Raw genomic sequence first — 26,297 nt, 5'->3', positions numbered from 1 at the left:
TAAAGCTTTACAAGCTTTTTTACTGAATAATCTCTCTATGTAAGAGATTTAACAGCTTCAACTTTATCAGAAGTGGTTAATCCAACCATGGTTTTTTTGAAATATTTCTATTTGAGTTTCTTTTTCACCAATAATCTTTTTCATGCGTTCATTTTCTTCTGTCTAATATCAATAGAGAGCGTTACAAGAAAGTTAATATTTGTTTTTTAACTTTCTTTTTATTTTCAATAAAAAAATTATAAAAGAAACTGGAAAATAAGATATTACATAGTATAAGTATTTTCTCTTGTTAGTAATATAAGGTAATATTTTTCTAGCAGATTCTCCCTTCTTATATAATATATAATTCTCCACTCTATCTATTAATTTATTATTTATATATATATTATTAAATATATTGTCATCTAATCTGTATTTCTTAATATTATTTACTAATTTATTAGTAAAATTAAATTCTAATAAATGTTCTCTATCACATGCCCTATTAGAAGCATCTTGATGGTATACAGCTAAAACTTTATCAGAAAAAGCAATATTATAATTTAAAACAATCCTAAACCACATATCTAAATCTTCTCCATGGGTAAGATTTATATCAAAATATCCAACTTCATCAAAAATCTTTCTAGATATAACTACACTAGAAGCACTAATTAATGAATTCTTTAAAGTATATTTGAAATAATTATCAACTTTCCCTTTAAAACCTTCTTGTAAATTACTATATTTTGCTCTTTTAATTGAATTATCATCTTTATAAAATTCATAAGCAGTTGCATAAGCTCCCATATCAAGATGATTTTTTCTTAATTCAACAATTTCTTTTAAAAAATCATTTTTCCATTCATCATCAGCATCTAAAAACCCAATTAATTCATATTTAGCTTCTTTGATTCCTCTATTACGAGCTACAGAAACTCCTTGATTATCCTGCTGAATTAATTTCACTCTATCATCGTTATATTCTTTTACTTTAGTTGCTCCATCATCTGTTGATCCATCATCAACCACAATAATCTCAAAATTTTGGTGACTTTGATTTAAAACAGAATCAATGGCTCTCTTGATATGCTTTTCTTTATTATAAAGTGGGATTACAACAGAAAAATAGATATTATCCATAATTCTCCTCCAAAATCTATGTATTTAATTTATCTCCAAAACTTTTTCTAAATAATCAAAAGCTTCATTTCTTTCTTCTTCTAAAATAGAATCAACATGAGAAAAATCAATATTAAAAATATCTTTATTATTTAATCTTTTTCCAAATCTATCAGCTAACTCAAACTTATTTAACAGTGTTTCTAATCTAGATATCATACTTGCTTTAGTACCTTGGCGATTATAAACCACAAAAGGTCTATTGAATAAAATAGAAAAAATTGTCCCATGAAAAGAATCAGTAAAAATAATTTCAGCAAAATTAAAATAATCTAAATATTCAGCAGGACCTTCAATAAATCTTTGTTTATCATTTATATCTGCAAGATTTACTATTTCCAAATCATTATCTTCAGCAACTTTTTTTATCCGTTGATTCCATTTATCTAATCTATCTCCAATTATATATGTTAGTAAATATTTTTTACTTGGTTTTTTAGAAGATTTGTTAGCAATTTTCATCCATTCTTCTTTAGTAATTAACATAGTAGGATCCACAAGAACTTCTGCATCTTTACCAGTTAATTTCTTTATAATATTAGCCCCTGCTTCTTCTCTAACTGAAAGATAATTAAAGTCATTTAACCACTGTTTATAAATTTTTTTATGAGAATTAGGAATATCAGCTACTCCAAAACTAGGAGAAAAAGCAACTTTCTTATCTTTAGAAGTAAAATCTAAAAATTCAAATGAAGGATATTTATTATAATATGGATTCCATACCTGATCACTACCTGTTACAAAATAATCAAATTTATTATTTAATTCATTAGTAACTATATATTCTTCTTCCGTTAAATATTTTTTTGAAAACTCTTTAAATTTAAGTGTCTTTTCAGATATTTGCTTTTTATATCTATAATTCCAAATTTTATTTTTAATCCTCTTAGTAAGTACTTTATATATATCACTTAAATCTTTATTTTTTATTTTTTTTATTTTGTTTAAAAATCCATTTTGGTCATTATTTGCATTATTCTTTTTTATTATTGTCTCAACTTCAAAATTTAAAGATTTTAAAATTTGTTCTACAGCATAATTCTGTAATCTATTCCCATAATTAAAGTAACCATTTAGAGTTATAATCCCAATCTTCTTTTTCTCTTTCATATCTTACTTCATCCTCCTTAATTATTAATTTATTTCATATAACTAAGTGATTTTCTAACAATTCTTTTCGGCAACGAGAATATACGTCTAATTATATTTAACTTATTTAATTTATCCATTTTTTCTTGCATAATACTGCTAAATTCATCAAAATCAATCCTATTATCTTTAACCTTTTTCCACATTTTTTTACTTGCTTCCTGCATTTCATCTTTATATTCAACTTCTTTTTTTAAAAATAAATTAGTTGTCTGATTAGGATTTACTCTTTTTTTGGGATAGAAACCTTCTTTATCACTTACTAATGAAAGTCTATATGATAATTTATCTCGTTTGATATTAATTACTCCCTGCTGGCTTGAGATTACTTTATCTGAAGAAATAGGATTTAATATAATATCTTTATTTTCTTTACCTTGCATTAGTAATTTTTCAATTTCTTCATTACGAACTGCTAAAAGGTTTGTTCCTCTACTATCTTGTGTAAACTCAGATAACCACGCATCCATAAGTGTTACATCTGCCAGTTCTGAAAACGTATCATCACAATAACTACAAGAATTATATGTAAACCAACGATTACTCCAAGCTTTTCCAATTCCATCTTTGAAGTAAATTTTGCCATTATTATTTTTATTTTCAAAATGAAAATAAAAATTATTTGCTGTCTGATCATCACTATTATTTCTATAACTAACTTCTTCTATTTCATCTTCAAAACCAGACAATTGAGCAATATAATTAGTGAATTCTTTACTTTTAAGTTGTCCACAAACTAAACCTACAGAAAAGATTATTCTATCAGCTAACTTTTTATTTTTTTCTTTAGCTAATTCAACTGCTTTCAGAAAACAAGGTAGTCCAACTATAGCATATTTACCATCTTGTTTTAAAACTTTTTCAATCACTTCAGATAACTCTATTGGATAATAAGCTGAGCCAGAACCTTCTCTTAAAGTTTCAATACTAGCAGCAATTTGATACTTAAATAATTTTTCATTATCCCTATTTGGCTTAACATTAATAACATAATCAACATAATCATTTTTTAATAATTGCTCTAATAGCCAAGTAGTTAATCCACCAGATGCACCTTTTTCCCTAAAACCATTTGTCATTGCATATCCAGAATAAGTATTTAAGTAAAAACCCAAATTATCATCATAATTTAGATTCTTAGAAAATTTATTTTTTGCTAACTCATCTTCATTTTGATTATCATTAAAAGGACATATATCTAGACACAAACTACAACCATCAATACATTCACCAGTTAAACAAGAATTGTATTCACCATATTCATTAAAATCTATTACCAAAGCGTCATTTGGACATAATGCAACACACATACCACAACCTATACATAAATCATTATCTACTATTTTATTAATTACGTTAATAATTCCACCTCCAACCTATCTATCTTATTTTAAATAAGACAAAACATCTTCCTTATCCTTTTCATCAATAACATATTTATAAATTAATATAACGAACGGGATATTCGCTAATGTTCCTTTTATAATAAAATTAACTATACTTATATTTGAAATAAAAATATTACTAATCCATAATATAATAATAGTTGGAATTATCAATAAAAGAGTTTTAAAACAAGTTTCTTTAAAGAAACTATATATTTTTAATCCTAATTCTTTTTTATAATAATAATTCATAAATAAAACATTACCTAATATCATAGCTATTGCTGTTCCGAAAGCAGCTCCAATAACTCCAATAAGATCTATTAAATAAATACTGATGAAAATATTAACAATAGCATTTATTAAATACACTATAGATCTAGTTTTATGTTTATTTTTAGCATATAATATCTTAAAACCTGTAGTTTGAAAAAGGGGAATACTTAAAGGAATCATAATTATTAAAGTATACTTATACGCTTCAATAAAATTTTTCCCTACCCATAAGATTATAAATTCCTTTCCTAGAAAAATAAAATTAATCAATATTATTATAACTATTAAAAATTGATAACGAGAAGCCTTTTTAAAAAAAGATAAAATCTTATCTTTAGATTTATAATCAGAAACCATATTAGTTAATTTAGGCAAAAACGCTCCTGTAAAGCTTGAAGCAATAGTCTTATAATATCTTATGATTTGTTGACTAATTGAATAGACTGCAATTTTCTCTGTAGAAGTAAATATTCCTAATAAAATATTATCTGTTTTCCAATATATTTGATCTGTAACAATCCCCAAAAACACATAAAAAGAATAAGTACCAAATTCATTTTTGAATTCAGGATCTAATTTATCTAACGAAAATTTTAGACCTAATTTTTTAATATTAAACACAAACCAAGATAAATTTAATAATTGACTAGTAGTAAAATCTATAATAAATAAAGTTAGTATTCCAAATCCCATTTTAAACAAAATAACAATTAAAATAGCTCTTAAAATAGATTTAGCAACTCTAGTTCCATAAAAATAGTCATACTTATTAAAACCTTTAATAACAGCAGAAAAAGTCATTGCTGGTAATTGAAGCAAAGAATTAATTAACCCGATCATAAATATTTTTTTTCCCACATCTACTTCTGATGCAGCTAAATTAAAATATGAACCAAAATTAAAATATACAATTAAACCTACTAAAAAACCTAATACAGCAACACCAGAATAAATCAACAAACTATAAGTTACTACCGTGTTAATTTTTTTCTTTTTCTCCTTCGTATTATAAAGAGCGGTAAAACGGGTAACAGCATTACCTAAACCCAAATCCAAAATACCAATATAGCCTGTCAATGAATATACTAATCTCATTAAACCATAATCAGAATTACCTAATGATGAAACAATAAAAGGTAATAGAAAAAAACCCGTTAACATTTTAACAGCTAAATTTATATATGAAAGTATGACATTTTTTTTCGTTCCAGTATATGATTTTGACATATATTAACTCCTTCAATATTAATTATTGTTAATTTACTAAAATATACAATAATATTAATTTATTTCTATCTAGCTCCATCTCCTAATATCATAACTAGAGCTGTTCTAAACATAATCTTTAGATCCAATAATAAATTCCTCTTCTTAATATATAACTTATCTAAGCGATATTTTTGCCCTGGAGTTATATCATAGCCACCTTTTACTTGGGCCAACCCTGTCACCCCAGGCGTCACTAATAAACGATTCTTGAAGCCAGGGTACTCTTCATGAAATTCTTCGGTTAAGCAAGGTCGCTCTGGCCGAGGGCCAATCAGTGTCATCTCACCTTTTAAGATATTTATAAACTGAGGGAGTTCATCAATCCGTGTCTTACGGATAAACCGACCTACGTTAGTTACTCGCGTATCATTCTTTTTGGCCCAGACTGCTCCTGTATCGGCTTCGGCATTTTCTACCATTGATCTAAACTTATAGAGAGTAAACTCCTCGCCATGTTTACCTAAGCGAGTCTGTTTAAAGATGATTGGGCCCGGACTCTCTAATTTAATGGCAATTGCTGTCACTAACATAATAGGAAATGTTACAACTAAGCCTACCACCGATACTACAATATCCACCAACCGCTTAATAGCTAGATATCCTGTCTGGCCTATGGTTTTGTCTTCAATAGACTCTATATTAAATTCCTCTACTGCCTCAGCTAATACTCTACTTTCTGCTTCTGACACTTTTATCCCTCCAGCTTAGTTAATTACTTCTCTATTACTCATATTTTTCCTACATTATTCGACATATTTCAACAATTTCAACTACTGTAAAAATAATCTATTTAACAACCATCTTTATTATAACAAATAATAGTTAAATATCAAAAACTTAAGTGAATTTACAATTAAAAAATAAACCTTATTTAGTATACCTATTATATAATTTCCAATAATTATTTAATGTACTCAACCACACTATATTCTCAATTATAAATTATCCATTCTCAATTACCAATTAACCCTAAAGCCTGCTTTAATCTCCCCACTACAGAACTAGATTGGGGCTGATATCTCTGGGCGAGAGACTGGCTAGTTACCTGCTGGTCACTGACAATCTGCTTAGCTACCTGGAAATACTCTGCTGGCTTAGCTCCTAATTCTTTTAGTCGCTGCGTACCTTCTGCTAAACACTCGCGGCGGCGGTCAGTAGCATGGAGATCCGAACCTACTACCTGGACGAGATTATGCTGGACTAAAATTTCTGCTGTCTCTTGGACGCGAGAACCAAACTTACCTAACAGACTACCAGCATTTAACTGGGCCAACATCCCCGCCTCTACCCAGTCGAAGAGTCGATTAGGATTTTTCTGTAGGCTAGGATACCGCTCAGGATGAGCAACCACTGGGGTATACCCTAACATCTGTAAGTCATATAAGGTATCAGTGACATAATCCGGTAACTTAGTCATCGGTAACTCCACTAGTAAATACCGACTATCATTAATACTAAGAGCTTGCCCTTTATGTACCTCGCGAGGTAACTCCGGCGTTAAATATAACTCTGCCCCAGGTAAGATCTCTACATCTATTTCTTCTTTCTTTAATAACTTCTGCACCTCAGCCACTTTCCCTCTTATATCTTCAGATTTGATTCGACTTTCCCCGGCTACATAATGAGGAGTAGCTACTATCTGCTCGATCCCCTGGCTTTCTGCCTCTTTGGCAATCGCCAGTGACTCTTGGATATCTTCTGCTCCGTCGTCAACGTTAGGTAGGATATGTGCGTGTAAATCTATCAAGGTAACACCGCCTTTATAATTTACAATTTACAATTAACAATTTACAATTAAAATCTAATTCAAATAATATCATGAATTTTGCCTTGCTGTCTTAAGTATAGAATTCAATATTCTAATTATTTCCTTAACATCATTTAATAGTGAATTTACTCTTGTCTCTTTTAAAACATCACTAGCAATTAATAAATTTAGCCAATATTCTGTTTCCCCTGCCTCTTTCAGAGAAATTGACAATTTAGCAATAAAGTCCTTCTTGCTTTGTCCTTCAATTGCCTCTCTTACATTTGCGCCAATACTAGTACCACAACGCATTAGTTGTTTTCCTAAAACATACTCATTTTTTTCATCAAACAAATATCTACATAACTTAACTATAGCAACTGAAAAATCAAATGACTTATCATAGATAACATTTTCTCTTTTATTCAAAATCATCACCAACCCTTTAAATAATAACTGAAACTTATTATATCTCAGCTATTATTTTATATGAGTTGATTATTAAATTGTTTTATTCTTTTATGGAATTTAATTGTAAATTGTAAACTGTACATTGTTAATTCTCAATTATTACTTACTAACGCTAGAAGAGCCATAGTAGGAGTAGTAATACCCATACCCATCACTATTGACTGGATGTTTATTCAACACTGTTCCAATAATATTAGCTTGAGCTTTTTCCAACTTTTCTTTAGCTCTAGCTAGCATTTCCTGTTCTGTCTCATGCGAGGCAACTACTAACAAGATACCATCTAGTTTATTAGCTAGGACAGCTGCATCAGTTACCGCAATTGCTGGGGGTGTATCGACAAGTACCAGATCCGCTTCTGCTTCAGCTTGCTTAATCACCTCGGACATCTTGTCTGAACCTAATAATTCAGCAGGATTAGGCGGTACATGACCAGTACTGATTAGCTGGAGGTTATCTATCCCGGTCTCCTTTAGCCCTGCCTCAAAGTCAAGTTCTCCAGTTAAAATACTACTCAATCCTTCAAAGTTAGGTAGATCATAAAACTTATGTTGCATTGGCTTCCGTAAGTCAGCATCAATTATAATTACCTGTTGGTTATTCTGAGCCATAGAGATAGCTAGATTAGCTACTGTTAAGGACTTCCCTTCTCTGGGGCCACTACTAGTGACTGCTATCTTAGTCAGTGGCTCATCAGGACTTAAGTAACTTATATTCGTTCGTAGATCACGATAGGCCTCGGCAGCTGGTGACTTGGGACTATGGGCTACTATTAGTTCATCATGTCTTGTCTGTAAATCTTGTTTACTCATTATCCTCTCTCCTTCCGTAACCGCCAGTATGATCGATTTGTTCTAAGTCAGGAATTGTACCTAAGACTGGTAGATCTGTTAGACGAGTAATATCCTCTTCGCTCTTGACTGAGGTATCTAAGTACTCTAGGACAAAGATAATCCCGACTCCTCCAAATAAAGCTAACATAGTGGCAATTGCTAGATTCAACTTAGGTTTCGGCTTAATAGGGTCGTCCTGAGCAATAGCAGGATCAACTACTACTACATCAGAAGTCTTCATTGCCTTTTGGATATTGATCTCTTCTTTTTTCTTGCGTAACATAGTATAGACACTCTCTGATATCTTTTGTTCTCGTTTTAAACGGGCCAACTTTAACTCCTTAGCTGGTAAAGAATCCAACTCGGATTCAATCTCACTAATCTGTTGCTGATAAGTCTCTAACTGAGCCTGATTAGCAATTATCCTAGTATGCAATGAAGTCAACCGCTGTTTTAATTCTTTATAAAAAGGATTCATTGTTTCTGTCTTAGAACTAACTACTTCCGCTACTGTTGACTCTAGTTTCTGCTTTACTTCCTTAATCTTAGTCTGGACCTGAATTACTTGGGGATGCTTGCTAGTATAAGACTCCTGTAAACCAGCTAACTCTATCTCTAAATCTGCCAACTTAGCCTTATACTTCTGGACTAAGGGGTTCTCCGTAATTGTCCGGCCCGAAATTATTTCCTGCTCTTCCTTTTGGAGTCTCTCTTCTACCTCCTGGAGACTAACTTGGCTCTGTTCTAGCTCGACTTCTGCCTTAGCCTGGGCTGTTTCTAATTGGTTTAGCTTCTCTAGGGTAGCCTTTCCTTGTTCCGTGGGGAGCACTACCTCGGCTTCTTCTTTATAGTCTCGTAGCTTATTTTCTACATTAGTCAGCTTCGTCTCTACCTCTTGTAACTGCTCAGTAATAAACTGGGAAGCTCCTCTTAGTTCTGCACTATTCATCCGTCTATTCTTAGCTTTAAACTTAGTCACTAAGGTATTAGCAATTTTTTTCGCCTGCTTAGGGTCTGAATAGTTAACAGTAATTGTAATCAACTGACTATCAGTCCCCGGACTGATACTAATCTTACTTCCTAAGGCACCAGTTTCTAGTAGTTCACCACTTGTCTCTTGGCGTAGATCTAACTCCTGAATTACTTCTTCCAGGAGACTACGACTCTTCATAATCTGGGTGTAGGTTGCTACTTTACTACTACTACTGCCCATTCCAGTCAAAGATAATTGTTCACTAAACATATTCCCTACTCCACTGTCCTCTTTGACCCGGACTAGAGTAGAAGTCTGATAAATCCGCGGCAGATAAGAACTAATTACTAGACTAGCTATTATTGCTGTAACTACTAATCCAACTAAAATCCACTTTCGCTGCCAGAGGATTCGCATGTATTCTCGTAAATCAATCTCCACCATCTCTTCCTCAAATTCTTCCATTGTCTACCTCCCAACAATTATAGTTTACAATTTACAGTGTACAGTGTACAGTGTACAGTTAAATTCAAAATCAAATATTAGCTATCTGCTTTCTGCTTTCTGCTGTCAGCAGATCGCAGACGACAGACAGCATCAATTAACTAAATCATCTAATTGATTAAGTCCGCCGACAAAGAAAAAGAAGTTCCGCCAGAAGGATATCTTACCTAAGTCATAATTACTCTCTAGAATCTGGACTGTATCGCCATCCTGGAGGACAGGATTCTTAGTTTCTTCACTAGCTAGTAACTTGTCCAAATCAAGCTTTTGGACTTGGTCGCCAGAGATATACTTTAACTTATCTGCTGCCTCGTCAGTAACATCTCCTGCTCTAGCTAATAAATCACTCAACCTAGCTCCGTGCTTAAGTTGGTACTTCCCCGGCTGGTTAACTGCTCCTAGGATACTAACCTCAATTGCTTCTTCGGGGATGTAGAGAACATCTCCCTCCTGGAGGGTATAGTTTTGTTTTTGCTTCTTGCCTGCTAATAGAGCCTTTAAGTCAACTGGTAGTGACTGGTCATCTCTTCTTAACTGAGCTTCTTCTAAGTTAGCTGTCTTGGTTGTTCCGCCAGCTAGAGACAGTAGATCAAGCACTTCTTTTTGCGGGCCAACTTGGTAAGCCCCTGGTTGCTTAATCTCACCTAAGATCATAACTTTGATCTTTTCGTACTCTCTAAAGACAACATTGACCTGCGACTCTTTAACTTCAATATACTGTTGTAACTTATCTGTGATCAATTTAGTTAGTTCGGCAATCGTCTTATCTTCAGCGGGCACCTGACCAATCAGGGGGAAACTGATCTTTCCATCGGGCCCGACTACTACTTCCTGTTGGAGGTCGGGTTGGCCCCACACCGAGATGTAAAGCTGATCATCTACTGTTAATTTATAATCCCCAACTTCTTTAGCCATTCCCATCCCACTAGATAATAAAATAATGGCTAAAGTAATTAAAGCTAATTTCCGCATATATTATTCCTCCTATTCCTTTTTCTATAATCTTTCTAGACTCCAGCTGTTAATTCCTGGTTCTTATCTTTGTTCTTCTATTCTTCAGTCACAGCAATTTCTTGCTTAAGATTATAAAATTCTTGATAATAAGCAAATGTTTCTTCGAGTCCCGCTTTTAAATCATATTCGGGTTCCCAATCTAAAATTTCTTGCGCTTTGTCATTAACTAAGTAACTATGTCTAATATCTCCTGATCTAGCTGATTGATAGGCTGGTTCTAAATCCAAGCCTGTAACTTGATTCATGGTATCTACCAATTGATTAATCGAAGTCTGAACATTACAGCTAATATTGATGATTTCGCCAGCACCTTGCTCTAAAGCAGCTAAATTGGCCTCTGCAATATCATCAACATAAACAAAATCTCTAGTCTGCTTACCATCACCAAAGATAACAGGAGATTCTCCTTGTAAAAATTGATCTACAAAAATAGAAATAACGCCACCTTCTCCTCTAGGATCTTGTCTAATCCCATAGGCATTAGCATACCGCAAAATAGTATAATCTAGATCATATAATTGGTGAAAGACTTTTAAGTAATGTTCAGGAGTGTGTTTAGAAATTCCATAATAAGAAATAGGATCAACTGGATGTTCTTCATCTACTCCTAGATATTCAGGTTGGCCATAGACTGCTGCTGAAGAAGCATAAACTATCTTCTCTACATCATACTGGCGACAATACTCCAGTAAATTAATTGTTCCTGTAATATATAACGATAGGTAAGCCTTCAATAGTCATATTACCTATTTCCAGCCTTTCCCCCGTTTCACACCTAGCGTGAGATTTTTAAACTCACTAGGCGTTCTATCTTAGTTTAAGTTAGTTTGATACAGTCATTTCCTGCCCTAACGCAGTCATAAGTCGGCTAAAACCTCCTTTGACAGAGACTTCACCTTTGTTAGTCTTACAAGAACCTTATGATAAAATGACATACCTTGTAACTTAAACTAATGACTATTGGCTATCCCTAACCCTATTTTACTAAGGTATTATCGGTTTATACCAACACTATCCCTAACATTAAGGAGTGTTATCCACTTTCTGTATTTCACTCCACTATGTCATTGGTATTAAGAACCTACATATTGTTAGCTTCCCCTGTTCCGAAAGCCCCTACCTATCCATATACCTTTAGATTTCTCCTATGAGCCTGTATGAGTTGAATCTGTTCAACTATACACCCTGAAAGTGTATAAGGATTTTCATAACGTCAAATCTTACTCATCCCTCATACCTCAAACTTTGTTGAGATAACCATTTCTGGTTATTTAGCGTATAGACCCGTACATTCAGAGATTCGTCAGTACCTTTAAAGTACATTCTAATCATGGGTATTTTATAGGCATCCGAGTTATAGGTTGCACCACCCGACTAAGGTAGTTTTCGTATAATTACGGCAACTCTCACCCGACTTCACCGAGCTTACCAGCAATGAGTATATTAACCTATTCAAAGCAGTTCGGAGTATCAATGACAGTCCTTCAAGGCGTTACCCTATCATTTGACCGTTAAGGTCTTTCAGTTCTAGTAGATGCAGATTAGGTCTGCTATACTAGGCGATACTTTTCATATCGCAACAGGTCGCACTAACATCACTATCAAAATCAGGTTGTTCCAGAGACTGTTGGACATCAATCTGGGCGGCCTGATGAATAACATAATCAATCTGATGATTCGTAAAGACTTCTGTTAAGTCATCTCTAATATCTAACTGATAAAATTTAGCTTGAGAATTTAAATTTTCCCTTTTCCCTGTGGATAAATTATCAACTATAATTACTTTGTCTCCTCTAGCTACTAACTTATCTACAATATGAGAGCCAATAAATCCTGCTCCTCCAGTGACTAATACTATTCTTTCTGTCATAATATCAACTCCTGTTTGTGATAAACTATGATATAATGAATTATTAATCAGTTTCTAATAGTTGATTATATAATTTAAGATAACTATCTCCCAGCTTCTTTATAGTAAATTGTTCTTTAACTCTTTTTTTAGCCCTTTGTCCATATTGTTTTCTTAGCTTTGGTTCTGATAATAATAAATTTATTGCCTCGGATAATTGTTGATGTAATTTTGGCTCAACAACTAAACCAGTTTCCTCATGTTTATTAACAAAAGGTACACCAGTAGGTAAATTAGTAGAAATAACCGGTTTTCCACAAGCTTGTGCTTCTAACTGAACAATTCCAAAAGCTTCGCTTTTTTCTACAGAAGGCAATACAAACATCTCACTTGCATGATAGTAAGCAGATAAATCTTTATCATCTATATATCCTAAAAATTCTACTTTATTTTCTAAATCACTCCGCTGGACTAATGACCTAAGTTCATCTTGTAAAGGACCTGTTCCCCCAATTAATAATTGAGCATCAATCCTTTCCATAGCTTTAATTAAATATTCAATCCCCTTATAGTAAACTAATCTTCCTACAAAAAATATGATTGGTTTACTATACTTTCTTTTTATTTTAGTTACCTTACTTTCTACTCTATCAGTTAGAGAAAAATCTTCAGGTTTAATCCCTAAAGGAATAACTGTACATTTATCTTTAAAAGGTTGTAAGAATGGGGAACTTTCAATCATATTGAGAGAAGTAGTTACTATTTTATCTACTTTATCTAAAAACTTCATTAAAAATGGTTTATATATTTTCAATATTTTCTCTTGTTTTACTATATCACTATGCCACGTAACTACTGTTTTTCCATTAGGATTAGTTAGTAAATGAGAGACCACACCTAATGGAAAAGGAAGATGATAGTGATATATATCAGCATCAATTTTTTTTAAATCAAAGGGAAATGTAGGAGCTACCGGCATTGAAAAATATCTTCCTAAACTAGCCGAACGATAAATATTAGCTCCATTAATTTTTTCTTGATCCTTCTTAAATTTATCATTAGCCACTAAAACATCCATATCTACTTTATCACTTAATTCATTACTAATATCATATGCTACTTTTTCTACTCCTCCAGTAAAAGGATAATATAACTTATTAACTTGTAAAACGTTCATATACTCCCCTCCGTATATTTACTCCTTTAATACTTCTTGATACACTTTAAATGTTTCCTGGGCAGTTTTTCTCCAAGAAAACTGTCTTACTCTTTCTAATCCTTTTCGACTTAATTCTTCTTGCAAATTAGAATCTGATAATACATTATTAATTGCAGTAGCTAAGTCATCAATGCTATATGGATCTACTGTTATCGCTGCCTCCCCTACTACTTCTGGTAATGAAGAAATATTAGAAGTAATTACTGGAGTACCACAAGCCATAGCTTCCAGTGGTGGTAATCCAAATCCTTCATACAAAGAAGGATAAACAAATAATGTTGCAGCATTATATAACAGTAATAAATCATTATCTGGAACAAATCCTGTAAAAATAACATTATCCTCTAATTCATATCTATCAATTACTTTAAAAACCTGATCATAAGCTTTATCTCTTTTTCCCACTATAACTAATTTCATATTATTATCATTCTTTACTTTAGATAAAGCTTTTAACAATCGTGGGATATTCTTATGAGGTTTTATATTACCAACATATAAAATATATTTATCTCCAGTTTTATATTTTTCTTTAATGGTATCTAAACCGTTCCTAATAGGTTTATATGAATCATCTATTCCATTATAAATAACCTTAATTTTATCTGAATTGAAATTAAATTCATTTATTAAATCTTGTTTAGTATTTTGAGAAACAGTAATTATCTTATCAGCTCTAAACTTAGCTAACCAAATCATTGATTTGATATATGTTCTTTCACTAGCAGAAAAATATTGGGGAAACAACAATGGAGTTAAATCATGAATTGTTAAAATTAACTTATCAAAACTAAAAATAGGATAAACAAAATGAGGCGAATGAAATACGTTTATATTTTTATTCAAACTCATAAACGGTAATTCGAATTGTTCTTTAATACTAAATACATTGGAATTACATGTTATATTTTTAAAATTGCTATCTGTAGCCTTATTAGAAAGTAAAAATATATTATTATGTAAATCTAATTCTCCAAACTCTATAATCAAATTACGACAATATCTGCCTATTCCAGACCAATCCTTCATCCGATAATCAAAAAAAACATTCACTCCTATTCTACCTCCAGTTTATTAAAATACAGTAACATGGATGAAAATATTGAAAATAATATTGATGGTACAAAAAGATAAAAAGTAGTCAAGGTTAAACAACTAGTAAAATATAATATATATATCCCTATATAAGATCTACCAATTACTTCTTTTAAACCATCATAGTTTTTAATTAATCTATATCCTAATAGTAAAAAATATAGGAAAAATCCAAAAACAATAACTATACCTACTACTCCTATATTTAATGTCCAAGTAATAAATTGGTTTTCTACTAATTGTGTATCTATAGAATCAAATCTGCTAGTCGTTACTCCAACAGTCCCTAATCCATTACCTAAAAGTAAGTTATCCCCATACTTTTGAAAATAACTTCTCCAGCGTTCAATTCTAATTTGCATACTATGCGATTTAAGACTAATACTAGTTATTCTTTTGAGCAAAGCATTCCACATTGGAAAAAGTAATATGCTACATAAAATTGATAATAATAGAATGAAACTAATTAACTTTATTTTTCTTTTTATATCTAATGTTAAAACTAAATACATAACGAATAAAGCTAATCCTACCCAAATAGTTCTTGTTTGTAAAATAAATAATTCAGCACTAATAACAATAATATCAAAACTACTGTATTTTCTCTCATTTAAATATAGCTTTTCAATTATTAAATAAATCCAAACAGAAGCTAAATATAAACTTAAAACACTTGGATTAGAAAAAAGAGCTGCCCTAGATTGATGTACAATAGAATTTCTAAAAAATATCAACTGTATAATAGCACCTATTGAAATAACTCTAGAATTAATCACTAATAAATTTAATATTTTTTTAACATCAGATAAATTGCTTATAATAAAATAGACTAATATTAGAGCAAACCAATATTGATAATATAATCTATATTCAAATACTGCTAAATAAAAATTAGAACTCCTTAAACCACAAATTAAAATATAACTACAATAGATCATTCCTAAAAAAATCAATGGCATTATATTAAAACTAATCTCTTTTGACTTTAAGGACTCTAAATTTTCTCTTAAACAAAATAATACAAATAGTAAAAAAAATAAAGTGAATATAAAAAACTCTTTCCATAAATTAACAAATAAAGGGAGGTTAACATATGACCTCATTATGTCAAACGGGAGAAGAAAAATAAATAAAAAAAGTATTTTCTTTTCTATATATGAAATAGGAATATTTAAAAATTGATTATCTTTCATTTTTCTCACCTTCTATTTATTTTAAAATAAATAAAAATTAAATATATTTTAAATAATTTATTTAATCCTTCTTAAGTAAATCAAAATATAAAGATTGAATTTCATTAACATGTGACTCTAAACTAAATAACTTCTCGACCCTTTTCCTTCCTCTAAATCCCATATTAATTCTTTTTTCTTTATTAATAATTAAATCAATCATTTCTTTAGATAATTTTAATGAACTTTTAGGAGGAATTAATCTTCCACTTTTATCATCAATTATTTCAATTGGTCCTCCAGCTCTAGTAGCTATAACTGGAGTCTTAGCTGCCATAGCTTCAATTAAAACTCTTCCAAAAGGCTCTTCATCCGAGGGTAATACAAAAATATCTAATTCAGACATAATATCTGGTATATTATTCCGAAAACCAGCAAAAATAATATCATTTGATAAATTCAGACTGCTAACTAATTGTTTTAACTTTTCTTTATAAACTTGGTTTTTATCAAATAAAATATCCCCAACAATAACAAACTTAATTTCTTTGTTTAATTTTTCATTCTTAATTATTGAAGCAGCTTCAATAAAATATTTATGTCCTTTCCATGGAGCAATTCTTCCCACCATTCCAATTAATATAGTTTCTTCTGGAATATCATATTCTTTTCTCAATGATTTTGAATAACCCATTAAATCAAACAATTCCAACTCAATACCATTATATACCTTAACTATTTTATCTTTTAATTTTGAATCGAAATTTATTAGATTTTTCTTAACAGTTTCTGAAACTACAATAATCTTATCATTCATATTTAATAATTTAATAGCAATAGTTTTAAATATACGATTTGTTCCAAAGTCCGTAACTCTTATATGACTAATAGTAGGTACTTCTTTATTCTCACATGCAAAAGAAGCATAAATTGATGATCGAATAGAATTAGCATGAACTACATCTATATCTTCCTCTTTAACTATTTTATTTATTTTATTAATTACATTTCTAAATTTAAAAGGTAATTTTATAAAATTACCTTTTAAAAAACTTGGCTGTTTTACAATCTTTACTTTAATTCCTATAGCTTCAAGTTTCTTTGTTAATTCTCCCTCTTTAGGACATATAACAATTGGATTAAATAATTGCTTATTTAACTTATTTATAAGATGATATAAACTATTTTCTCCCCCTCCCATTTTAGAAGTATGATTAATAAATAATATATTTCTCTTCACACTATCCCTCCATCATTTATCATCAAAAACAATTTTATTATAAATTCATATAATATTATATGAAAATCAATTGTAATCCAGCAAATAAAAAAATCAATTTTAACTAAGTATATAATGCTTTTTCATTTTTAATTCAACTTTTTACTAACTAATTTCTTCATATGATTTTTTTAACTTTCTTGTAATTTGACCCCAATCATTATTTTTTTTAACATATTCAAAAGCATTCAAACCATAATTTTCTAATGTTTTTTTATTATTCTTAAATTCATTATAACAATTATGAATTTTTTTTCTTAAAGCAAAGTAATGTTGCTTTTTATTATTATAACAATAATCAAATATAAACTTTTTATCGCCAATATCCTTCACACTTCCTATATTGGGAACAATAACTGGTAATTTATATGAAAAAGACATATAAACAGTACCAGAATTTAATACACTTGTTTTATCATACGGTAAAACTAAAACTTCTGCTGTATTCAAATAAGAAGTTATTTTCTCTTCTGGTATAAAGCCAGGAGAAAAAATAATCTTTTCATTATCTTTGGTTAATTTAAAGATCGTTTCTTTCAAATCTTTATTTTCTATGTTTCCAGCAATTAGTAATTTGGCATTATCTAGATCTAAATCCTCAAAAACATTAATAAGAAGGTCAACGTTTTTATAAGAGCGTATCATCCCAATAAATAAAAATACAAACTCATTTTTATCTATTCCAAATTCTTCTCTTTTATTTACATTAGTCTTACAATAACTATCTATATAATTACCATGTGGAATATATCTTACCTTTTTATCAATTATATTTTCATTAATTATATCTTTCAATATATTCTTAGTTGATTCACAATGAATTATAATTCTATCAAAATTATTTATCAGAAATTTTCTAAGATAAAGTACTAGTTTTTTATTCTTAGTATCATGAGGTATTTTATTATGCATAGTCCAAACTAGTTGACAATTGAATATTTTTAAAAACTTAATCCAAAATATAAATATAAAACTTTTAATATAGCTTTTTAAAGTTAATTCAGAACCAAAATCTAAAATCCAATTAAAATGAAAAATTTTAGTTTTCTTTATAAGTGCATATATGCTTCCCCATAAAATCATAGAAATAAAGTCATTATTTTTATCTTTATTTACAATATCAATACTTCTATTTTCACAATGATTTAATAAATTTTTTATATATTTATTATATTTGCTACTACTAGGATAAAAAAATATTTTCATACTAATTCAACTCCTGTAATATATCTAAAAGCTGGTTCTTTATGTGGTTTTGTTCTTTGTTACTAAAAATAAGTTCAAATTTATTTTTAGGCTTATCTCTTATTCCTTCTTTAACTCCCTCTTTCCATTCTTCATTCTTCGATATTAAATTTTTAGCTACTGATTTTTGTTTCTGTAACATGCTTTTCTCAAAATCAATTTCAATAAAATTGCAAAGATTTTTAGTAGTTTCTTTAGGGTCCTCGAGTAATTTCTCAAACTTTAACACATAGTGATTTTGATTTGAAAAATATTTTTTACTTATACCTATATCTTTATTCCATCGTTTAATACATTGATTTATGCTTCGTTCTCCATCCCATTTCTCAGGATATTTATGTGTAACATCATACATTGATGCAACAACATCCTCTCCATTTCTAATGATATGAATAAATTTAGCTTCAGATAAATATTTACTAATAACATCAATATAATGTAAATGCCCAGGAGTTTTCTCAACCCAAATTCTCTTATCACTATCAAGTGTTACTTTATCTAAAATATCTATAAATGCTTCAACATATTCTCCTATAAAAAAACTAGATTCAGGAATCAATATCTTTCCTTTTTCATAATTTATCTCTTCTAAAAAATCATAAAGTTTTTCTTTTGATTTAGGCCAACCAAGACCTAACTTTCCTCTTAATTTCCCGCCTATACATTTTGAAAAAAAATGCGATTCAGGGAAAGAAGTAATTTGCGAATGGGAAGCTAAAATACTCTGCAATAAAGTAGTTCCCGATCGTGGACATCCAACTATAAATAAACGTTGTTTTATTTTCTCTTGCATTCTTATTTGTCTCCTTCTAAACTAATCTTTTGTTGTTAATTTTTCACCTTATTAATTACTATTTTTAAAATCATATTATCTTCTTTTGATAAGCCGATTAAATAATAAATTGAGATGAAAATAATTACAAATAAAGCAGAAAGTCCTATAAATTGAATAATCCATAAATAATTGATTATGACATTTAATACATAAGTAATTATAAATGAAATACAAATACTAAAAAACAATTTCATATAACCTAAATTATAAGGATGTATCTTATGTTCTTTATAAACTAGCAACAATCTAATGATATTAGTAATACCAATAGAAATAAGTGAAGCGAAAGCAGCACCTTCGATACCATAAATAGGAATTAAAAAATAATTCAATGTAATATTTACTAGTACTGTTAATAAGCTATTATAAAATTCATACTCCGGATGTCCTGTCATTATATTTATATAACCAGCTGAACCAACCCCAGCATTGACTACTTGTCCAATTGATATCAAAATTAAGGCAGCTGAACCAACTATAAATTCAGTACCAAAAACATGCATCATTTCTTGACTGAAAAGCAAAATTAAAAAAAATGCAATCAAATTAATTCCTAAAATCCACTTGGTAATTACCTTATACATATTAGTTAGTTTTTTCATCTCATTTTTATGATATAGCGAAGAAATCACTGGAGCAAACATTGTATTAAATGCTACAAGAACAAAACTACTCATTGTTCCAATTCTTAAAGCAATATTATAAATTCCCACTTCAAGTTCAGAAAGAAAATAACCAATCATAAAAGTATCAGTTTTTTGAACTAAAAAATTTAATAATCCTGTCATTAGCAAAGGAAATGAAAACATTATTACTTCTTTATAATAATTAAAATTATTAATATCAATTTTGCCTAACAGATCTAATTGGTTTATTCTTTTTAACAAATATACTACTGAAACTGATAACCCAATATAAAAAGAAACAACTAAACCAAACATCCTATATCCTAAAAAAGAGGCATATATCGTTCCAAATAATTTCAAACTAGGTAATATAATATTTTTACTTTGTACAAAATAACTTATCTTTCCTATTCCCCTAAATATCCCCTTGCTAAACTCTATAAAAGATAAAAATATTATTAATGGAGCTAACACCTTAACTAAATTAGAAAGTTGATTATTATTTAAAATTTTACTCGCAATAAATTCATTATTAAACATAATAATAATAGATAATATTACTGATAATGCTAAAGTTAAAATCAAACTAAAAACAATTATACTATTACGTTTTTCTAGTTCATTTTCTTCCATTAATCTAGGAATAAATGAGACTAATCCTTGATCCAATCCTAATTTAGCTATTAATGGAAAAAAACTAATTAAAGTATACACATACATAAAGCTACCATATATACTAGCTCCCATATATCTTGCAGCTACAAAATTAAATAATACTCCAAAAACAAGCCCAACCACTCTTCCGATAAATACTATTCCAGATTTCTTTGTAACATCTAATAATTCTTTTTTCATATTTTAACCCTCAGTCTAATTTTAAATATTCTTATATGATTCATTATCAAATATACTATAAATTTATTTAACTTGAATAATCTAATTAACGATAAGAGATACTTATGCTTATTACTTTGTTTACTAGGTACAATATTAATCTTAAATTATTTTGAATCTAATTATAATCTAGCCTATAATTTATTAATTATTGTTTTTTTTACTCATAACAAAACAAACTGCTTATATTTATATCTTATTAATTTAATAAATACATAGACCTAACTTTAAAACCTAATAATTAATCTATAAACAATTATCTAACCCTTTATTTTGAAGCAAATTTCTAATTTCTTTTACTTCTTGAGCTCTTTCTTTATCACAAACCAAAATAGCATCTTCTGTATCAACAATTACTACATCATCAAGTCCAACTGTAGTAACCACTTTCCCATTACCATGCACAATAGTATTTTCTGTATCTACTCCAATATGTTCTCCTTTAATCACATTTCCATTCTTATCCTGTTCTTCAACTCGCTCTAAAGCAGGCCAACTTCCAATATCATCCCAACCAAAACTACCTGGAATAACATAGATGTTCTCTGCTTTCTCCATAATTCCATAATCTATCGAAATACTATCTAACTTCTCAAATTCTTCAGTTAAAACTTCTCTTTCTTTTGATGTTCCAATTGCTTCTTTCATCTGTTCTAAACCTTTATGTAACTGAGGCATATGTTTCTTAAACATCTTCCGAATAGTAGATACTTTCCAGACAAACATTCCACTATTCCAGAGATATGTACCATCATCTACAAACTTCTCTGCTGTCTTTTTATCAGGCTTTTCAGTAAAGGCATTAACCGCAAAAACTTCATTATTATCTATTTCATCATATTTATCTTTATAATCTATGTAGCCATAACCTGTCTCCGGATGATTAGGGCGAATACCTAATGTAACTAAGTTATCTCCTCTTTTAGCTATTTCTACTGCACTCTCCATTACTTTTAAGAAATTCTCTTCATCCTTAATTAAATGATCGGAAGGTAGAACCATCATCACTGCTTCAGGATCTTTTTGTTCAATATATAGGGAAGCTAGTCCAATACAGGCTGCTGTATTTTTGCGCATTGGCTCTACAGCTATATTATCCATTGGGATTTCCGGTAACTGTTCTTTCATCTTTTCAGCATATCGATCATTAGTAGCAATAAAGATATTTTCTTTATCAGTCAGCTTACTAATCCGATCTACTGTAGCTTGGATCATACTCCTATCCTCTTCTACTAGATTTAAAAACTGCTTTGGTCTATCTTTACGACTGAGAGGCCAAAATCTACTTCCTACTCCTCCAGCCATAATTAATGGTGTGATAGTTGTCATCTTCTCACCTTCCTATTTCTTTTCCTTGCTAGAATAACTGTTTTAAGTAACTACTTCATTAATGTACAATTTACAGTTAAAATTCAAAATCACAAATAAATAATATCTAAATTTTATTCCTTATTTTTTAATTGTTTGATCTTTAATTGTAAATTGTACATTCTCAATTGTCAATTGCTCTTTATCTCGCTCCATCTCCTACAATCATCACTAGAGCTGTTCTAAACATAATCTCTAGGTCCAATAATAAACTCTTCCTCTTAATATATAATTTATCTAAGCGATACTTTTGCCCTGGAGTTACATCATAACCACCTTTTACTTGGGCCAATCCTGTCACCCCAGGCGTTACTAATAGACGATTCTTAAAACCAGGATATTCTTCCTGAAATTTCTCTGTTAAACAAGGGCGCTCTGGTCTAGGCCCAACCAGTGTCATCTCACCTTTGAGGATATTTATAAACTGAGGGAGTTCATCAATTCGAGTCTCGCGAATAAAACGACCTACGTTAGTTACTCGAGAGTCATTCTTTTTGGCCCACACTGCTCCTGTGTTTTTTTCTGCATTTTTCATCATTGATCTAAACTTATAAATGGTAAACTCCTCGCCATGTTTTCCTAGCCGAGTTTGGCTAAAGATTATTGGCCCAGGGCTCTCTAACTTAATAGCAATTGCAGTCACTAACATAATAGGTAGTGTTACAACTAATCCTACCACTGATACTACAATATCTAACAATCGTTTAATAGCCAGGTATCCAATCTCTCCTATAGCTTTATCTTCAATAGACTCTTCCTCGACTGCTTCAGCTAATACTCTACTTTCTGCTTCTGACACTTCTATCCCTCCAGCTTAGTTAATTACTTCTCTATTATTTATATTTCTCCTACATCATTCAACATATTTCAACAATTTCAACTATTGTAAAAATAATCTATTGCTAAACCATCTTTATTATAACAAACTATTACTAAATCTCAAAACAAAACACTTACCATTTTCCTCAATAAAATTTATGTAAATTATATAATATTTTCTCAATAACTAATGTTCTCTCCCACACAATTGTAATCATTACTCTCCATTTAATCTATTCCCGATTAAGACTAATATTCCCTATTTATTCCATTTCTTTATTATTATCCTGCCAAAATTCCATAATAAAGGCTATAAAGACACCAATCATTAATCCTAGCACTCCGGCAATAGCTAAATTTAACTTTTTATTCGGCTTAATTGGTGTTTCAGGTTTAATTGGTTGGTTAACCACTGTTACTGATTCCATACTATTAATTTTATTCCTTAATTCATACTTTTTTTCTACTAAAGAACGTTTAGAACTTTTCATCATCTGCAATTTATTAGTTAAATTATTGTTTAAAATTATTCTATCGCTTGTAGATAAATCTAACTTCTTTAAGTTGTTAAATTGATTAGTAGTTTCTTGAATTTGTGTTTCTAGATCTTTAATCTCTGCCTTAACTCCAGCTAAATTTTCTGCTACCACTTCTTTTTCTTCCTTAAATTTAGCTAAACTATCAGCTGAAAATAGTTCAATTAATTTACTAACAACTGCTTTACTTTCTCTAGCCTCTTTACTATTGTAAGTAATTTTAATTAAGTTATTGCCTCTTTTTTCTACTGTTAAATTATTCTCCTTTAAACTATTCAATTCTGCTGCAGATAAGTCTAAATCTAATTCTTGATTAATTTCCTGTAAATACCTTGAACTAGATAACATATCCTTGGCCACCTGAGGATTGGAATAACTACCACTATTATTACCTAATTTAATCAGAGCCTGTGATTGATAAACAGGATTTAAAACTAAATAACTCAGTACTCCACTAATTAAAACTGCTGTTAAAAAAATCCCAATGATTGTTATTTTGTGCTTTAATAAAGTATTAATACACTCCTGTAGATCTATCTCTTCCATTTCTATAACCCCTTTCAGAAAATTACAGCTATTAATTGCAAATTATATTACTAATTCAATACTTTATTATACCACTTTGTATAACATTTTCAATAGTTAGAACAATAATAATCATTAACATAATAAATTATATATTACTCGTCACTTATCACTGAATTTTGAACTTAAAACTTATAATCAAGCTTAATTCCTGTTTTAGTCTGTTCAGTCTGCTCTTCATAACCTAGATACATTTCTACATCAAAGGGCTTTAAGCCTAATAGATAAAAATTACCCTGTGTTCCTAAGCCATACGTCAAAGCTGATTGATTTCCTTGTTTATAGTCAGTAAAAAAGTAAAAGCCTATATCCGACATTTGAATAGCTTGCGATAATTCAAAATTATTAATAAATTGATGAGTATAGAGATAATCAATTCCTAACTGCAAATCAACAGTAGAAACAGGCTGGCTACCCCGATAAATAACTGGTGAGGACAATAAGTCTGTATTATTAAAGACTAGATTCCCTTCTAGCGACCAGATATCACTTAGTTTAGCACAGAGTTGTTGGGAAGTTAAGACTTGTGGCCATCCTGGCTCACTAAAAATCAGATCAGTCTCGCCGGCTAACTCCAGACCAGCCCCTGCTTTAGTCTGGTAGCTATTATCCAGATAAATATACTCTTGGTTAGCAACTGAACCTAGTCCGCCTCCTAAAGTATAATCAGGAGTATAATACTCTAGACCAACTGTAGCATCTACCTCTCCGCTGCTGTGGAGTCTAGTCTTAGCTAGTAGATCAATAGTTGGGGCCAACTTTTTCCAGCGCAGTTTACTCTCTAGCTGTTCGTTATTAACTACTAAAGAAGAAAAACTCAACTGGTCATAATTCAACTCTAGACCATACTGCAACTCTAATAAGTGATTTCTAATTAGATCCTGTTCAAAAAAGGAACGATTCTGCCCATAATGTATTCTGGGATATACATTTAATTGATCAATTAAGAGCCGATCATACTTTAAATCAAGTAATTCCTGCGTCAAATCCTGCTTAGGACGTTGCTGAGGAGTACTTAATTGAATATCTTGGTTTTGCAAAGCCTCTTTAATAGCAGGTAGTTTCTCTTTAGTATCCTGATAGCCAATCTCGATCAATTCCTGCGCAGCATTAAAATCAAGAAAAGAATAAGCACCGACATTACTATAAATTACTTGATCAGAATATTGATCAATAATCCGCGCTGTATTATTTAGCTCAATTAATTCTAAGTACCTCCCAGCAATCTTACTTGGAGTATCATACTGATTATAAGCTATATCTCCTCTAGCCACAGTAGCAATTACAAAATCTGCTCCTAGAACTGTAGCTGCCTTGGCTGGACTATTCTCGACAATCCCAGGATCGGCAAAGACTTGATCCTGCCGCTGATAAATAGGAAAGTAATAAGGGATAGCATAGGAAGCCTGCATTACCTCAGAGATATTTCCTTGAGTAGTTAGATATTTATTACCGCTAATCAACTCCAGGCTCAATAAAGCAGTAGGTAAGGGAAAGTTCTTCAGATCTTGGTTGGGGGCTACATTCTCTATAAACTGATTAAATTTAGCTGTTCTGAGAATTGATTCACTACTACCTAGATTCAAGTCCAACATATCAGAAAAAGAAGTAGTAGTTACTATCTCTTCAATCTGCTCTATAGATAGCCCACTACCATACATAGTCCCAATAATTGCCCCCATACTACTTCCGACTATAATATCAATGGGAATCTTGGCTTCTTCTAGGGCTTTAATAACTCCAATATTAAACAACGCCTTAGCTCCACCACCTGTTAGGGCTAGGGCTACTGTAGGATCTTCTAACTGCTCAAAGCGGGTATAGTCCTCTATGATATATTCTTCGTCATCTTCTTCTACTCTAGTGATCTTACCCTCCACCTGAGCATAGCTAACACTACTAACTAATACAACAATCACCAATATCTTAGCTATTAGTTTCATACTTTCACTCCACTTTCCCACTGTTTTAACACAAACGTACTAAATACTCCCT

At 30.4% G+C, this 26,297-nt stretch carries 22 protein-coding genes and 1 pseudogene; all 23 read right to left on the bottom strand.

Going from position 1 to position 26,297, the window contains the following annotated elements:
* Nucleotides 1-192: 192 nt before the first annotated feature.
* Nucleotides 193-1,122: a glycosyltransferase family 2 protein gene (locus tag ACYQ3D_RS02905; RefSeq protein WP_459836030.1), complete on the bottom strand. Its 930-nt coding sequence runs from the start codon at nucleotides 1,120-1,122 to the stop codon at nucleotides 193-195.
* A 24-nt stretch (nucleotides 1,123-1,146) separates the two neighbouring features.
* A complete protein-coding gene (locus tag ACYQ3D_RS02900) occupies nucleotides 1,147-2,271 on the bottom strand; it encodes a polysaccharide pyruvyl transferase family protein (RefSeq protein WP_459836028.1) in 1,125 nt (374 codons plus the stop codon).
* 29 nt (nucleotides 2,272-2,300) lie between these two features.
* Entirely contained in the window at nucleotides 2,301-3,653 is a 1,353-nt protein-coding gene (locus ACYQ3D_RS02895) for a Coenzyme F420 hydrogenase/dehydrogenase, beta subunit C-terminal domain (RefSeq protein ID WP_459836090.1), read from the bottom strand.
* Nucleotides 3,654-3,695: 42 nt separating this feature from the next.
* Complete coding sequence (locus ACYQ3D_RS02890; protein WP_459836025.1) at nucleotides 3,696-5,198, bottom strand: lipopolysaccharide biosynthesis protein; 1,503 nt, start codon at nucleotides 5,196-5,198, stop codon at nucleotides 3,696-3,698.
* Between the two features lie 65 nt (nucleotides 5,199-5,263).
* Nucleotides 5,264-5,929, bottom strand: a complete 666-nt coding sequence (locus ACYQ3D_RS02885; RefSeq protein WP_459836022.1) for a sugar transferase — start codon at nucleotides 5,927-5,929, stop codon at nucleotides 5,264-5,266.
* Nucleotides 5,930-6,192: 263 nt separating this feature from the next.
* On the bottom strand, nucleotides 6,193-6,987 hold the full coding sequence (locus ACYQ3D_RS02880; protein WP_459836020.1) for a tyrosine-protein phosphatase: 795 nt from the start codon (nucleotides 6,985-6,987) through the stop codon (nucleotides 6,193-6,195).
* Nucleotides 6,988-7,056: 69 nt separating this feature from the next.
* Nucleotides 7,057-7,416: a four helix bundle protein gene (locus ACYQ3D_RS02875; RefSeq protein WP_459836018.1), complete on the bottom strand. Its 360-nt coding sequence runs from the start codon at nucleotides 7,414-7,416 to the stop codon at nucleotides 7,057-7,059.
* A gap of 141 nt (nucleotides 7,417-7,557) precedes the next feature.
* Nucleotides 7,558-8,268, bottom strand: coding sequence for a CpsD/CapB family tyrosine-protein kinase (locus tag ACYQ3D_RS02870; RefSeq protein ID WP_459836016.1), 711 nt, complete (start codon nucleotides 8,266-8,268; stop codon nucleotides 7,558-7,560).
* Entirely contained in the window at nucleotides 8,261-9,727 is a 1,467-nt protein-coding gene (locus tag ACYQ3D_RS02865; RefSeq protein WP_459836014.1) for a GumC family protein, read from the bottom strand. Before ACYQ3D_RS02865 ends, ACYQ3D_RS02870 begins: the two co-directional genes overlap by 8 nt.
* 132 nt (nucleotides 9,728-9,859) lie before the next feature.
* A complete protein-coding gene (locus ACYQ3D_RS02860) occupies nucleotides 9,860-10,738 on the bottom strand; it encodes a polysaccharide biosynthesis/export family protein (protein ID WP_459836012.1) in 879 nt (292 codons plus the stop codon).
* 77 nt (nucleotides 10,739-10,815) lie between these two features.
* Nucleotides 10,816-11,490, bottom strand: a pseudogene (locus ACYQ3D_RS02855) (NAD-dependent epimerase/dehydratase family protein); the annotation flags it as partial.
* Nucleotides 11,491-12,335: 845 nt separating this feature from the next.
* Nucleotides 12,336-12,650, bottom strand: a complete 315-nt coding sequence (locus ACYQ3D_RS02850) for an NAD-dependent epimerase/dehydratase family protein (RefSeq protein WP_459836010.1) — start codon at nucleotides 12,648-12,650, stop codon at nucleotides 12,336-12,338.
* A gap of 43 nt (nucleotides 12,651-12,693) precedes the next feature.
* On the bottom strand, nucleotides 12,694-13,806 hold the full coding sequence (locus ACYQ3D_RS02845; RefSeq protein WP_459836007.1) for a glycosyltransferase: 1,113 nt from the start codon (nucleotides 13,804-13,806) through the stop codon (nucleotides 12,694-12,696).
* An 18-nt stretch (nucleotides 13,807-13,824) separates the two neighbouring features.
* The gene (locus ACYQ3D_RS02840) at nucleotides 13,825-14,901 is read right to left on the bottom strand and encodes a glycosyltransferase family 4 protein (RefSeq protein WP_459836004.1); all 1,077 of its coding nucleotides are present in this window, start codon (nucleotides 14,899-14,901) and stop codon (nucleotides 13,825-13,827) included.
* A 2-nt stretch (nucleotides 14,902-14,903) separates the two neighbouring features.
* On the bottom strand, nucleotides 14,904-16,136 hold the full coding sequence (locus tag ACYQ3D_RS02835) for an O-antigen ligase family protein (protein WP_459836001.1): 1,233 nt from the start codon (nucleotides 16,134-16,136) through the stop codon (nucleotides 14,904-14,906).
* Nucleotides 16,137-16,197: 61 nt separating this feature from the next.
* Nucleotides 16,198-17,355: a glycosyltransferase family 4 protein gene (locus ACYQ3D_RS02830; RefSeq protein WP_459835998.1), complete on the bottom strand. Its 1,158-nt coding sequence runs from the start codon at nucleotides 17,353-17,355 to the stop codon at nucleotides 16,198-16,200.
* A 144-nt stretch (nucleotides 17,356-17,499) separates the two neighbouring features.
* On the bottom strand, nucleotides 17,500-18,600 hold the full coding sequence (locus ACYQ3D_RS02825) for a glycosyltransferase family 4 protein (RefSeq protein ID WP_459835996.1): 1,101 nt from the start codon (nucleotides 18,598-18,600) through the stop codon (nucleotides 17,500-17,502).
* A 1-nt stretch (nucleotide 18,601) separates the two neighbouring features.
* Entirely contained in the window at nucleotides 18,602-19,432 is an 831-nt protein-coding gene (locus ACYQ3D_RS02820; RefSeq protein WP_459835994.1) for a sulfotransferase family protein, read from the bottom strand.
* A gap of 35 nt (nucleotides 19,433-19,467) precedes the next feature.
* A complete protein-coding gene (locus tag ACYQ3D_RS02815; protein ID WP_459835991.1) occupies nucleotides 19,468-20,955 on the bottom strand; it encodes a flippase in 1,488 nt (495 codons plus the stop codon).
* A 285-nt stretch (nucleotides 20,956-21,240) separates the two neighbouring features.
* Entirely contained in the window at nucleotides 21,241-22,323 is a 1,083-nt protein-coding gene (locus ACYQ3D_RS02810) for a mannose-1-phosphate guanylyltransferase (RefSeq protein ID WP_459835989.1), read from the bottom strand.
* Between the two features lie 181 nt (nucleotides 22,324-22,504).
* Entirely contained in the window at nucleotides 22,505-23,161 is a 657-nt protein-coding gene (locus tag ACYQ3D_RS02805) for a sugar transferase (protein ID WP_459835987.1), read from the bottom strand.
* Between the two features lie 283 nt (nucleotides 23,162-23,444).
* Entirely contained in the window at nucleotides 23,445-24,263 is an 819-nt protein-coding gene (locus tag ACYQ3D_RS02800) for a YveK family protein (RefSeq protein ID WP_459835984.1), read from the bottom strand.
* A 164-nt stretch (nucleotides 24,264-24,427) separates the two neighbouring features.
* Nucleotides 24,428-26,245 (bottom strand): patatin-like phospholipase family protein, encoded by a 1,818-nt coding sequence (locus ACYQ3D_RS02795; RefSeq protein ID WP_459835982.1) that lies wholly within the window; start codon nucleotides 26,243-26,245, stop codon nucleotides 24,428-24,430.
* Between the last annotated feature and the right edge of the window lie 52 nt (nucleotides 26,246-26,297).

This window comes from Halanaerobaculum tunisiense (assembly GCF_054657635.1).
The sequence above is the reverse complement of the archived record's forward strand: the minus strand, read 5'-3'. Positions and strand labels throughout refer to the sequence as shown.

Excerpts from the sequence above, each read along its gene's own strand:
- ACYQ3D_RS02835 (WP_459836001.1), bottom strand. The coding sequence starts at position 16,136 with ATGAAAGATAATCAATTTTTAAATATTCCTATTTCATATATAGAAAAG.
- ACYQ3D_RS02825 (WP_459835996.1), bottom strand. The coding sequence starts at position 18,600 with ATGAAAATATTTTTTTATCCTAGTAGTAGCAAATATAATAAATATATA.
- ACYQ3D_RS02900 (WP_459836028.1), bottom strand. The coding sequence starts at position 2,271 with ATGAAAGAGAAAAAGAAGATTGGGATTATAACTCTAAATGGTTACTTT.
- ACYQ3D_RS02860 (WP_459836012.1), bottom strand. The coding sequence starts at position 10,738 with ATGCGGAAATTAGCTTTAATTACTTTAGCCATTATTTTATTATCTAGT.
- ACYQ3D_RS02870 (WP_459836016.1), bottom strand. The coding sequence starts at position 8,268 with ATGAGTAAACAAGATTTACAGACAAGACATGATGAACTAATAGTAGCC.
- ACYQ3D_RS02890 (WP_459836025.1), bottom strand. The coding sequence starts at position 5,198 with ATGTCAAAATCATATACTGGAACGAAAAAAAATGTCATACTTTCATAT.
- ACYQ3D_RS02820 (WP_459835994.1), bottom strand. The coding sequence starts at position 19,432 with ATGCAAGAGAAAATAAAACAACGTTTATTTATAGTTGGATGTCCACGA.
- ACYQ3D_RS02905 (WP_459836030.1), bottom strand. The coding sequence starts at position 1,122 with ATGGATAATATCTATTTTTCTGTTGTAATCCCACTTTATAATAAAGAA.
- ACYQ3D_RS02850 (WP_459836010.1), bottom strand. The coding sequence starts at position 12,650 with ATGACAGAAAGAATAGTATTAGTCACTGGAGGAGCAGGATTTATTGGC.
- ACYQ3D_RS02810 (WP_459835989.1), bottom strand. The coding sequence starts at position 22,323 with ATGACAACTATCACACCATTAATTATGGCTGGAGGAGTAGGAAGTAGA.
- ACYQ3D_RS02865 (WP_459836014.1), bottom strand. The coding sequence starts at position 9,727 with ATGGAAGAATTTGAGGAAGAGATGGTGGAGATTGATTTACGAGAATAC.
- ACYQ3D_RS02795 (WP_459835982.1), bottom strand. The coding sequence starts at position 26,245 with ATGAAACTAATAGCTAAGATATTGGTGATTGTTGTATTAGTTAGTAGT.
- ACYQ3D_RS02800 (WP_459835984.1), bottom strand. The coding sequence starts at position 24,263 with ATGGAAGAGATAGATCTACAGGAGTGTATTAATACTTTATTAAAGCAC.
- ACYQ3D_RS02815 (WP_459835991.1), bottom strand. The coding sequence starts at position 20,955 with ATGAAAAAAGAATTATTAGATGTTACAAAGAAATCTGGAATAGTATTT.
- ACYQ3D_RS02845 (WP_459836007.1), bottom strand. The coding sequence starts at position 13,806 with ATGAACGTTTTACAAGTTAATAAGTTATATTATCCTTTTACTGGAGGA.